Source organism: Streptomyces sp. NPDC014864 (assembly GCF_043081525.1).
Lineage (GTDB): Bacteria > Actinomycetota > Actinomycetes > Streptomycetales > Streptomycetaceae > Streptomyces.
In genome coordinates this window covers 53,170-64,443 of record NZ_JBIBWT010000028.1, presented here as the reverse complement: position 1 = coordinate 64,443, position 11,274 = coordinate 53,170, and the positions used below count along the sequence as shown (strand labels likewise).

General features: G+C 74.4%; 12 protein-coding genes. 5 read left to right on the top strand and 7 right to left on the bottom strand.

Features of this window, described 5'->3' with window-relative positions:
- Positions 1-94: 94 nt before the first annotated feature.
- Positions 95-1,240 carry a protein kinase gene (locus ACF1A5_RS32265; protein WP_392196412.1) on the bottom strand — a complete coding sequence of 382 codons (1,146 nt, stop codon included), beginning with the start codon at positions 1,238-1,240 and terminating at the stop codon, positions 95-97.
- Positions 1,241-1,421: 181 nt separating this feature from the next.
- On the bottom strand, positions 1,422-1,853 hold the full coding sequence (locus ACF1A5_RS32260; protein WP_392196411.1) for a hydrolase: 432 nt from the start codon (positions 1,851-1,853) through the stop codon (positions 1,422-1,424).
- Between the two features lie 115 nt (positions 1,854-1,968).
- On the opposite strand from ACF1A5_RS32260, the gene ACF1A5_RS32255 reads away from it, so the two are divergent.
- Entirely contained in the window at positions 1,969-2,130 is a 162-nt protein-coding gene (locus ACF1A5_RS32255; RefSeq protein ID WP_392196410.1) for a hypothetical protein, read from the top strand.
- Between the two features lie 25 nt (positions 2,131-2,155).
- Complete coding sequence (locus tag ACF1A5_RS32250; RefSeq protein ID WP_392196409.1) at positions 2,156-2,950, top strand: HAD-IIA family hydrolase; 795 nt, start codon at positions 2,156-2,158, stop codon at positions 2,948-2,950.
- A 60-nt stretch (positions 2,951-3,010) separates the two neighbouring features.
- Here ACF1A5_RS32250 and ACF1A5_RS32245 read toward each other — a convergent pair whose 3' ends face one another.
- Both ACF1A5_RS32245 and ACF1A5_RS32240 read right to left on the bottom strand, forming a co-directional pair.
- Positions 3,011-3,784, bottom strand: coding sequence for a sulfite exporter TauE/SafE family protein (locus ACF1A5_RS32245; RefSeq protein ID WP_392196408.1), 774 nt, complete (start codon positions 3,782-3,784; stop codon positions 3,011-3,013).
- Between the two features lie 159 nt (positions 3,785-3,943).
- Positions 3,944-5,131 carry a thiolase family protein gene (locus ACF1A5_RS32240; protein ID WP_392196407.1) on the bottom strand — a complete coding sequence of 396 codons (1,188 nt, stop codon included), beginning with the start codon at positions 5,129-5,131 and terminating at the stop codon, positions 3,944-3,946.
- 166 nt (positions 5,132-5,297) lie between these two features.
- On the opposite strand from ACF1A5_RS32240, the gene ACF1A5_RS32235 reads away from it, so the two are divergent.
- The 3 genes from ACF1A5_RS32235 (at position 5,298) to ACF1A5_RS32225 (ending at position 7,487) form a co-directional block, all read left to right on the top strand.
- Entirely contained in the window at positions 5,298-6,107 is an 810-nt protein-coding gene (locus ACF1A5_RS32235) for an alpha/beta hydrolase (RefSeq protein WP_392196406.1), read from the top strand.
- Positions 6,108-6,271: 164 nt separating this feature from the next.
- Positions 6,272-6,754 (top strand): Dps family protein, encoded by a 483-nt coding sequence (locus ACF1A5_RS32230; RefSeq protein ID WP_392196405.1) that lies wholly within the window; start codon positions 6,272-6,274, stop codon positions 6,752-6,754.
- A gap of 82 nt (positions 6,755-6,836) precedes the next feature.
- Positions 6,837-7,487: an endonuclease gene (locus ACF1A5_RS32225; RefSeq protein WP_392196404.1), complete on the top strand. Its 651-nt coding sequence runs from the start codon at positions 6,837-6,839 to the stop codon at positions 7,485-7,487.
- A 93-nt stretch (positions 7,488-7,580) separates the two neighbouring features.
- On the opposite strand, the gene ACF1A5_RS32220 is transcribed toward ACF1A5_RS32225, so the two are convergent.
- The 3 genes from ACF1A5_RS32220 to ACF1A5_RS32210 form a co-directional block, all read right to left on the bottom strand.
- Positions 7,581-8,450: a Cof-type HAD-IIB family hydrolase gene (locus ACF1A5_RS32220; protein WP_392196403.1), complete on the bottom strand. Its 870-nt coding sequence runs from the start codon at positions 8,448-8,450 to the stop codon at positions 7,581-7,583.
- A gap of 163 nt (positions 8,451-8,613) precedes the next feature.
- Positions 8,614-9,807 carry an ROK family protein gene (locus ACF1A5_RS32215; RefSeq protein ID WP_392196402.1) on the bottom strand — a complete coding sequence of 398 codons (1,194 nt, stop codon included), beginning with the start codon at positions 9,805-9,807 and terminating at the stop codon, positions 8,614-8,616.
- 86 nt (positions 9,808-9,893) lie between these two features.
- Positions 9,894-11,195, bottom strand: a complete 1,302-nt coding sequence (locus ACF1A5_RS32210; RefSeq protein WP_392196401.1) for a DUF1479 domain-containing protein — start codon at positions 11,193-11,195, stop codon at positions 9,894-9,896.
- Between the last annotated feature and the right edge of the window lie 79 nt (positions 11,196-11,274).

The following is an 11,274-nucleotide window of genomic DNA, read 5'->3' as shown; positions in this document are numbered from 1 at the left end:
AACTCACCCCGGAGCCGTTCCACCTCCCCCAGCCTCATGCCAGGAAGATGCCCACCACCAGACGAGATCACCCAAGGTAACGAAGCACTACTAGCTAGAAACAGGCCATGCCCACCAGCAGGGCCGAGACGAACAGGACGGCGCCGCCCACGAGGGCGGCCGCGTGGGGGTGGCGGCGCAGCGACGTCCGCAGGCCGGGCCGCCGCGTGGGCACCCGGTGCACGGTGGTGTTCCAGCCGCCGTCACCGGCCGGATCGGTACGGCCCGCGGTCCGGGCGGCCGGGTCCGGCACGCCGACGGCCCGGGCGCCGTGCGCCGGTGCGGACACGGCGGCGCGGGCACCATGCGCCCGTGCGGACGTGGCGGGGGCGGCGGAGGCGTCCCGGTGGTGTGCGGGGCCCGCGCCCGGCAGTTCCGGCGGCAGCGGCTCCGGCGCGCCGCGCCAGGCACCGCTGCCGAACCAGTCGGCCGCCTGCCGTGCGGTGGGGCGTTCCTCCGGCCGCTTGGCGAGCATGCTCAGCAGGTACGCCTCGAAGGCGGGCGGCAGGGCCGCGCCGCGCTGGTGCGGCGGCACGGGCGCGGAGTCGACGTGCTGGTAGAGCAGCGCGGTGGGGGCGGCTGCCTCGAACGGCGGTCTTCCCACGGCCAGTTGGTAGAGCACGCAGCCCAGTGAGTACAAGTCGGAGGCGGAGGTCGCCGGGGTGCCGATGGCCCGCTCGGGCGCCAGGTACAGGCCGGTGCCGACGATCTGCCCGGTCGTGGTGAGCGCGGCCGAGTGGTCGTCCACGAAGCGCGCGATGCCGAAGTCCCCGATGCGGACGGTGCCGTCGCGGTCGCTCATCAGGTTGCCGGGCTTGATGTCGCGGTGCACGATGCCCTGCGCGTGGGCCGCGGCGAGTCCCTCCGCCGTGTGCTGGGCCACCTGGGCCAGCCGGTCCGGGGTGAGCGGCCCGCCGGTGGTGAGTTCCCCGGCCAGGCTGTCGCCCTCGACCAGTTCCATCACCAGGAAGAAGCGGTCCTCCCAGGCGCCGAAGTCGAACACCCCCACGACGTTCGGGTGGTTCAGCCGTGCCGAGGTCTGCGCCTCCAGCCTGAACCGGGCCGCCGCCGAGGCGTCCGCCCCGTCGTTCAGCAGCAGTTTGACCGCGACCGGTCGGCCGAGCACTTCGTCGTGGGCCCGCCAGACCTCGCCCATGCCGCCCCGCCCGATGACCGTGTGCAACCGGTAACGACCCGCCACCAGCACCCGTAGACCGCCCTCAATCCCCGAAGTCCCACCCGCGACAACCCTGAAGTCCCACCCACGACGTCCGCCGCCCGCGGCCTGCCGACCATGGCCGGGCGGCGCGCACGGTCCGCCGCAACGAGCCCATCCTAACGATCACTTGGCGCCGCGCGGACCACGCCGGACGGCGGGGCGGCTACGCCGGGCGGGCGGTCACCCGCTTGACGCCGACCAGGACGCGGTAGCGCTCCCGCGCGGCGAAGTCCGCGGGGGTCCACACCGCCGGGCGTCCCGCCTCCGCGCACAGGTGCAGGATGCGGTCCTCGTCCACCCAGACCCCGACATGGGCGCCGTAGGCGTCGTCCACGGCGTTGAACAGCAGCAGGTCCAGCGGCCGGGGGCGGGCCACGCGGACCGTGTCGCGGGTGTCGGCCCACAGCTCACTCGACCGGAGCGGGGGCGGGGCCAGGCCGAAGTGCCGCAGCACCGCGTAGGCGTAGAGCTGGCAGTTCGCCCCGGCCGCCGGATCCGGCCGGGCGGCGACGGCGGGCGAGCCGGGGAAGCGGGACCCCGCGTAGGGGACGGTCCGGAGGGCCGCCGGAAGGCGTTCGAGAAGTCGCTCGGACATGACCTACCCAGAGGAGTGAAAAGATGATGAGTGGCTTCTTGTACCGATATGCGCAGCCGATTATGTGTGTAATGGTCGTCCTACCCGCTGCTCCGCTCGGACAAGGAGGACGACGGTGGTCATTCTGTCGTGGCTGCTCATCCCGCTGGTCGCGGCCGCCGGGGCGAGCGTGTGGGGCTGGATCGCGGGACGGCCGCGTCGCATCGCGCTGTGGGCGGACCTGGACCGCTTCGAGCGGATGCGGGAGGCGTTCTCCCGGCCCGTGCACCTCCCCTGAGGCCGCGGACCACCGGGGGCCCCTCATGGCATACGCACGCTCGGTACTGATCGACATCGACGGGGTGCTCACCGTCTCGTGGCGTCCGCTGCCCGGCGCGGTGGAGGCGTTGCGGGCGGTCCGGGAGGCCGGGCTCGGCGTCGTCCTGCTCACCAACACGACCTCCCGCACCCGCGCCGCGATCGCCGGAACCCTCGCCGCGGCGGGCTTCCCCGTGACCGCCGGCGACATCCTCACCGCCCCCGCGGCCACCGCCGCCCATCTCGCCGCGCGCCTGCCCGGGGCGCGCTGCTCACTGCTCAACAGCGGGGACATCGCGCAGGACCTGGCCGGCGTCACCGTCCTCGACACCGCCGACACCGCCACCGTGCCGGACGCCGTCGTCGTCGGCGGTGCCGGCCCCGAGTTCGACTACGCGGCGCTGAACCGGGCCTTCGGCCACCTGCGGCAGGGGGCCCGGCTGGTCGCCATGCACCGGAACCTGTACTGGCGCACCGACCGGGGACTCCAACTCGACTCGGGGGCCTTCCTGCTGGGGCTGGAGGCGGCCGCCCGCACCGAGGCGGAGGTCACCGGCAAGCCCGCGCGCGCGTTCTTCGAGGCGGCGCTGGCGCACCTGGGGGCGCGGGCGGAGGAGACGGTGATGGTCGGGGACGACGTCGAGTCGGACGTCCTGGCGGCACAGCGGGCCGGGGTGAGGGGGGTACTGGTCAGGACGGGCAAGTACCTGCCGGAGACTCTCCGGGACGCGAGCGGGCGCCCCGACCACGTCGTCGGCTCCTTCGCGGACGTGCCCGCGCTGCTGGGTCTGGGGCGATAGCCGCGCGGGAGCGCCCGGCCGCACGGCCCGGGGTTCCGGGAGGCCGGCCGGCCTGGGGGCCTAGCGCAGCAGGAGCTGGACGCCGCCCACGACCGTCGCCGCGATCACGAGCCGCTCGAACAGGCCCTGGTTGATCCGGTGCACCGCCCAGGTGCCGAGCAGCGCGCCGGGCACGACGAACACCGCGAGCGCCGCGTCGAGGAGCAGCGAGCGGCCGTCGATCAGGCCGAGACCGGCGCTGAACGGCACCTTGGAGACGTTGACGACGAGGAAGAAGTACGCCGACGTGCCGAGGAAGCCGTACTTGCGGAAGCCCGCGGAGAGCAGGTACATCGACATCACCGGGCCGCCCGCGTTGGCGACCATCGTGGTGAAGCCGCCGAGGACGCCGTAGGAGCGGGCCTTGAGGCGGCCGGACCGGCTGGTGATCGGGTCCGGTGCCCGCTCGCGCCCGGCCGCGCGGCGCCGCCACACCGTCACCGCGGCCATCAGCAGCAGGATGGCGCCGATCGAGGTCCGTACGACGCCGTCGTCGGCCCACACCAGGAACAGCGTGCCGGCGACCACTCCCATGGCGACCGCCGGGAACAGCCGCCACAGCGTGGGCCAGTGGGCGTGCCGCCGGTAGGTGAGGACCGCCAGCACGTCCCCGGCGATCAGGACCGGCAGCAGGACGCCCGTGGAGGCGCGGGCGGGCAGCACGGCCGCGAAGACGGCGAGGCTCACCGTGTTCGCCCCGCTGACCGCGGTCTTGGAGAAGCCGACGAGCAGGGCCGCGCAGGCGAGTGCCGCGAATCCCCACCCGGATATGTGCCAGAGCGTCATCGTGTTCATGCGGACACCGATGCTATGCGCACCTATCCGGGGCCGGGCGAGCCGTCTCGCCGTACGGTCCCCACGCCGGGCCGCCGCCGGGTGCGTGCCCGGCGCGGGCACGCCCGGCCGCGCTCACCTCCTCGCCGCGGGCCGCACGGCGAGCCCCCGCAGAGGTACCTACGACCGCTCGACCAGCAGCGCGCTGCCCTGGCCCACGCCCACGCACATCGTGGCCAGGCCGCGGGTCGCGCCCGTGCGGCGCATCCGGTGCAGCAGGGTGGTGAGGATGCGGGCGCCCGAGCAGCCGAGCGGATGGCCGAGGGCGATGGCGCCGCCACTGGGGTTGACCAGGTCCGGGTCGATGCCCAGCTGGTCCACGCAGGCGAGCGCCTGGGCCGCGAACGCCTCGTTGAACTCGGCCTCCTGAAGGTCGTCCACGCGCCAGCCGGCGCGGGCGAGCGCCTTGCGGGTGGCGGGGACCGGCCCAATGCCCATCACGTCGGGGTGGACGCCCGCCGAGGCGCCGGCGACATACCGGCCCAGGGACTCCAGGCCCAGGTCGTTCAGGGCCTCCTCGCTCACCAGGAGGAGTCCGGCCGCGCCGTCGTTCATCGGCGAGGCGTTGCCCGCCGTGACCGTGCCATTGGCGCGGAACACCGGCTTGAGCCGGGAGAGCCGGTCGTAGGAGGTGTCCTCACGGATGCACTCGTCGGTGCCGACGAGCGTGCCGTCGGGGCGCTCGACGGGCAGGAGTTCGTCGTCGAAGTGGCCCAGCTTGCGTGCCTCGGCGGCCCGTTGGTGGCTGCGCAGCGCGAACTCGTCCTGGCGCTCGCGCGGGATGCCGTAGCGCTCGGCGACCTCCTCCGCCGTCTCGCCCATGGACAGCAGTCCATGCAGGTCCTTCATCGCCGGGTTCACCAGGCGCCAGCCCAGGCGGGTGTCGACGGTCTCGATGCGGTGCGGCAGGGCCTCGTCGGGGCGGGGCAGCACGAAGGGCGCGCGGCTCATCGACTCCGAGCCCCCCGCGACCACGACGTCGGCCTCGCCCGCGGCGACGGTCCGGGCGGCGGTGGTGACGGCCTCCAGGCCCGAGGCGCACAGCCGGTTCACCGTGGCGCCGGGCACGGACTCGGGGAGCCCGGCGAGCAGCGCGGCCATGCGGGCGACATTGCGGTTGTCCTCGCCCGCCTGGTTGGCGGCGCCCCAGTACACGTCGTCGATGCGGGCCGGGTCGAGCGCGGGAACGCCGTCGACCAGGGCGCGGATCACGGACGCGGCGAGGTCGTCGGGACGCACGGAGGACAGGGCTCCGCGCAGCTTGCCGATCGGGGTGCGGCGGGCGGCCGCGAAGTGGACGGGGCGCACGGCTGGACTCCTTGGACGACCCAATTAATTAGCACTGCTAGTTTTGGACTATAGACCGCGGGCCGGACCCCTGGGAAGATCTCCCGGAGCCGCGTTCACCTGTCCGACCCGCACGTCCGACCCGCACGTCCGACCCACGCGTCCGACCCACGCTTCTGGAGGCGACATGGCCGACACCCGCGAGCACGTCCTCACCAGTACGCGGGGCAGGCTCACCGTCCGCGAGTGGCCGCACCCACGGCCCCGGTACCTCGCCCTGCTGGTGCACGGGTACGGCGAGCACGCGGGGCGCTACGCCGAAGTGGCCGGAGTGCTGGTGGAACACGGCGCCGCGGTGTTCGCCCCCGACCACCAGGGGCACGGGACGTCGGCGGGCGAGCGGGTACTGATCGAGGACTTCGAGGACGTGGTGACCGACGTGGGGGCGGTCGCGGAGCGGGCCCGCGCCGCGCATCCGGGACTGCCGCTCGTGGTGATCGGCCACTCCATGGGCGGGCTGATCGCGGCCCGCTTCGCCCAGCGGCACGGCACCGGGCTGGCCGCGCTCGTGCTGTCCGGCCCGGTCATCGGCGCCTGGGAGCTGCCGGAGCGGCTGCTCGCCCTGGACGAGATCCCCGACACGCCGATCAGTCCGGCCACGCTCTCCCGCGACCCCGCGGTGGGCGCGGCCTACGCGGCCGATCCACTGGTCTGGCACGGCCCGATGAAGCGGCCGACGGTGGAGGCCTTCGCCCGGACCCTGGAGACCGTCGCCAAGGGCGGGGACGTCGGCACGTTGCCCGTGCTGTGGCTGCACGGGACGGAGGACCGGCTGGTCCCGCTCGCCGGCAGCCGTGTCGGCGTGGAGCGGCTCAGCGGCGGACACCTGACCGAGCGGACCTATCCGGGCGCCCGGCACGAGGTGTTCCAGGAGACGAACCGGGCGGAGGTCCTCGCGGACCTGACGGCCTTCCTGGACGGGGTGCTCGGGAGCTGAGCAGCAGGGCACGGGGGGCGGTGTTTGCCCCGTTTCGCCAGGGGCACTCGCCGCCCCATGGAGTGGTCGCGCCGTGCTACCCGCCGGTGGGACGGGGCCCGCGAGGAGGAGCGCGGCGCACCGCTCCGTACCGCCCGACACGACTCCACAAGGAGCACCACGCCATGACCGTCGTGAAGAGCACGATCCCCGAAGCGGCCCTTCAGGTCACCGGGGACGCGCTGCAGAGCACCCTCGTGGATCTTCTCGGCCTGTCCCTCATCGGGAAGCAGGCGCACTGGAACATCGTGGGACCGCGGTTCCGCTCCATCCATCTGCAACTGGACGAAGTGGTGGCGGCGGCCCGCGACTTCGCCGACACGGTCGCGGAGCGCGCCTCGGCGCTCGGACTGCCGCCCGACGGCCGGCCGGAGACGATCGCCTCGGCCTTCACGCTGCCCAGCCCCAAGGACGGCTGGGTGCGCGACACGGAGGTCGTGGAGGTGATGGTCGAGTCGCTGGAGGCGGCGGTCCGCCGGCTGCGCGAACGCGTCGAGGCGACCGAGAAGGCCGATCCGGTCACCCAGGACCTGCTCATCGGCATCACCGCGGAGCTGGAGAAGCAGCGGTGGATGTTCGCCGCCGAGCACGTGACCCAGGAGGTCTGACCCGCGCCCGCTCTCCCTCGTGCGGGAAGCGGGCGGACGGACAGACGGACGTGCGAACGAGCGGGCGAAGAGGGGTGACCCGATGACGGAGCACGACGCCCGGGTCGTGCGGGAGCTGCTGCGGGCACACGGCACGACGTTCGCCGAGGACGCCGGCATCCCGCCCGAGGACGCCCCGCAACCGCTGTACCGGCTGCTGGTGCTCGCCGTCCTGCTCAGCGCCCGCATCCGCGGCTCGGTCGCCATCGCCACCGCCCGGGCCCTGTACGACGCCGGTCTGCGCGACCCGCGCTCCATGGCCGGGTCCGACTGGCAGGACCGGGTGGACGCGCTGGGCCGCGGCGGCTACCGGCGCTACGACGAGCGTACGGCCACCCTGCTGGGCGAGGGCGCCGAGCTGATCGCCGAACGGTGGGGCGGCGATCTGCGCCGCCTGCGCGAAGAGGCCGACGGCGACCTCACGAAGCTGCGCGGCCTGCTGCGGGAGGTGCCGGGCCTGGGCCCGGTCGGCGCGGACATCTTCCTGCGCGAGGTGCAGCGCGTCTGGCCCGAGACGGCGCCGTACCTGGACGCCAAGGCGCTGTCCGGGGCGGAGCGGCTCGGCCTGCCGACGGATCCCGGCCGGCTCGCCGAGGCGGCCGGGAGCACCGACCCGGCCGTGCTGGCGGCCGCGCTGGTGCGCGCGGCGCTCGACCGGAAGGTGGCGGAGGAGTGCCTCGGCCACGCCGCGTGATCGTGCCTCCCGGGCGTCTCGTCCGGCCGCTTCGGCCGACCGGGCCGTGCCGCCCCCGCGCGTGACCGCGCCGCGTGCGCCTGCCCGTCCCCGTCAGTGGTCCGCCGTCGGCAGGTGCAGGATGCGGGCGATGGTGCGCAGGACCCCGTCGTCGTTGTTGGAGGGGGCCAGGTGGCGGGCCCTGCGGACGACCCGCGGGTGCGCGTTGGCCATGGCGAAGGACCAGTCGGCGGCGTCCAGCATCTCCAGGTCGTTGAGGTAGTCGCCGAACACCATCGTCTGCGCGGGCGTGATGCCGAGTTCCCGCTGGAGCCCGCGCAGGGCGGTGCCCTTGTTGGCGGTGCGGTTCATGACGTCGACCCAGTGCTCGCCGGAGACCACGACCTGGTGGGTGGCGGCGAACTCCTCCAGGGCCGGTGCGGTGGTCCGCTCGGCCGGGCCGAAGTCGAAGAGGGCCACCTTGATGACGTCGTCCTCGACGGCGGCCGCGTCCTCGACGATCCGATGGCGGACGTAGTACTTGCGCACCTCCGCCAGGAACGCCTCGTCGGTCCGCTCCACGTAGGCCGACCGCTTGCCGCAGACGACGGCGCCCACGTCGACGCCCCCGGCCGCGAGCCGCCGTACGGCGTGGACGACGCGGCCCGCGACGGCCGGCTCCAGGGGGTCCGAGCTGAGTTCCACGCCGTCGCGGACGACGTAGGTGCCGTTCTCCGCGATGAACACCATGCCCCGGCCCTCGTCCCCGAACTGTTCGGCCAGGGTGGCGTACTGCCGTCCGCTCGCCGGGCTGAAGAGCACGCCGCGGCGGCGCAGTTCGGCCAGGGTGGGCCACAGGCCCGCGGGTATCCGCTTGGCGTCGTCGAGCAGCGTGCCGTCCATGTCGGTGACGATCAGCCGGATGTCGGCGGGCCCGGCGGCGGGTCCGGGGGTGGTGAGCAGGGGCGAGGGGGTGCTGGGCATGGTCCGGTTCTCCGGGGCGGGCGCGGGGGACGCGCCGGGATGGTGCGCCGGCGCCGTTGCCGTACGCGGGGAGGGTGGGGGTCGCTGCTGTGGCCGGGGCCGTCCCGCGCCCCGCCGCGGGCGCCCGCGCGCGGGCGGTGCTCGGGGCGGGTGGGCGGGGGCCTCAGCCGGTTCCGGCGCGGATGCGCAGGTCGGCGCGGGCGCGGCGGAGGGCGACGGCCAGGGCGCCGCGCAGCGGTGCGGTGTCGCCGAGGGCGCCGGGTTCGACCGGCGGGGGCAGCGGGGCGAGCGCACGCACCGACTCGCGGACCGGCTGCAGCAGCGCGGGGTGGCTGCCGACGGGTCCGCCGAGGAGGACGAGTTCGGGATCGACGACCGCGCAGACGGTCGCAATCGCCTCGCCGATGGTGCGTCCCTCCTCCGCCACGACGGCCCCCGCCTCGGCGTCGCCGTCCTCGGCGCGCCGCAGGACCTCGCGGGCGGCGGCCACGGGGTCAGCCCCGTCGGCCTCCGACAGCTGCCCCGTCCGGAAGCCCGCCTCGGCCACGGCGCGGGCGAGGCCGTGCGGGGTGCCGGGGGGCTGGGAGCTGACGCTGAGGTAGCCGATCTCGCCGGCCACGCCGCGCGCCCCCTGGACGAGCCGGTCCCCGACGACCAGGCCCATGCCGAGGCCGGCGCCGATGTAGACGTAGGCGAAGCTTTCGGCGTCGCGGCCCGCGCCGTGCCAGCGTTCGGCCACCGCGGCGAGGTTGACGTCGTTCTCCACCAGCAGCGGGGCGTCGGTCAGGCCGGCGAGGGCGTCCTGCGGCTGGAAGACACCGCCCGGGTACGGGGTGTTCCGGAGCGGGATCACGGCGGACGTCCGCGGGTCGACCGGGTTGGCCACCGAGATCCCGACGGCCAGCGGCCGGCCGTGGTCGACGCCGCCCTGCTCGATCGCGCCGGCCACGAGCGTGCGCAGTTGCCGGGCGGTGTGCTCGGGGTTGCGCGGCCGCAGCGGCTGGTGCGTGCTCTGGAGGAACGGGCGGCCGAACAGGTCGGCGGCGCACAGCCGGATCTCGCTCGGGTGCAGGTCGACGGCGACGACGAACCCGGCATCGGCGGCCACCCGGTAGTAGGTGCCCACCCGGCCCTGCCGGCCGCGCTGCTCGCCGGCCGGCCGGAGCAGCCGCAGCTCCTCCAGCCGCCGTACCGACTCGGAGACGGTGGTCTTGGAGATGCCGGTGCGGTGCGCGATCTCCGCACGGGTGACCGGCGCCTGCTCGAACACGGTGTCCAGCACGATCTGGTCGGTGAGCTCCCGTACCAGAGCCATGCTCGGCAGGGCCGCTCCCGCGAGCTCCCGGCGGATCTCCATCGCACCTCTCGTCCTCGGGCCGCTGATCGCCGCTCGGCGACCGCCGCCAGCCTACCGGCCTCGAGAGGGTAAGGGCTCCTTCCTGACTAGGCCTCCGCGAGGCCGAGGCCGCGGCGGCCGGTCGCGTTCAGGCGGTCCGCGGTGAAGCGGCCGGTCCAGGCGCGCTCGTAGTGCTCCTCGGGGAAGTCGCTCGGGCTGGACCCGGTCAGGAACGCCTCGCGGACGTGCGCCGCGTACGCCTCGTTGCGCGGGCACCAGGGCGCGGCGGGGATGTACATGACGTTGCCCCAGCCCTTCTGGTCCGTTACGGGCGCGACGCTGTGGATCATGTCGCAGTGCCACCAGACGGAGTCGCCCGCCCGCACGTCGGGGATGCCGGTCAGGGCCTCCATCAGCAGGGGGTGCCACTTCTCGCTCGCCGGGAAGACCCGGTTGACGGTGACCGAGCACATGTCGTCCTCGGGCACGTCGGACAGGAGCGGGCGCAGCAGCAGGTAGGCCATGGCCTCGGGGACGGGCACGGTGTGCAGCACACCCTGGTCGTGGTCCATGTCGGACAGGGCGGTCCAGCCCTGGAAGGTGCGGAAGGCCGAGCACATGGTGCTGCCCGGGTACTGGGGGCCGGCCGTGCGGTGGGCGGCGTCCCAGGGGTCGTACCGCTCGGCACTGCCGTCGAACAGGTGCCGGAACGCCTGCTGGTAGGCGCGGGTCATCCACAGGTCCAGCGTCCCGGGGTCGCAGTGCGTGCCGAGGCCGCCGGAGTCGGTGCCCGGCGGGCGGCGGCGGATCCGGTCCGGGTACAGCGCGTCCCGGTCGGGGTCGAACCACCGCACGCCGTCCGAGGTGTGTTTCCAGAAGGAGTTCAGGAAGGACTGCACCCGGGCCATGCGGTCGCTCTGCCGGGCCTCCATCTGGGCCTCGGACCAGTAGACGGGGTAGATCTCCGGCCTGGAGCCGACGCTGCCGAAGAAGTCGTCGCCGGGGCCGGTGTAGGTCTCGAAGAACCTGTTCCGCTCCACGTAGTCGACGATGCCGGCGTCCCAGGCCAGGGCCTGCTCCCGGGGGAAGTGGCCGCGCACCACCAGGCAGCCACGCCGCCGCACCGCGGCCAGCCGGTCCGCGGGGACGGTGCCGTTCTCGATGTCGGCGTAGTCGACGGCCGGCCAGACGCTCTCGCCTCGCTCCTTCTCCGCCCGGATCTCGGCGACGCGGGCGGCGACGCGGCGCTCGACGACGGCGAAGACCTCCTCCACGGTCCGCCCGGACGCCTCGATGCGGGCGCGCAGGGCGGCCTTGACCTCCCGGATCGCGGCAGGCAGGTCCTCCGGGACGGTCTCCCAGTGGGGCAGGGGCAGCGCGGCCCGCTGCCGGTCGGTGCCGGCGGTCATCGTCGACCTCCTTTGGTCAGGGCTCCTTACTAGACCCCGAGCGAAGCATGACCCACCTGGTTTGGGCAAGAGTCCTGAC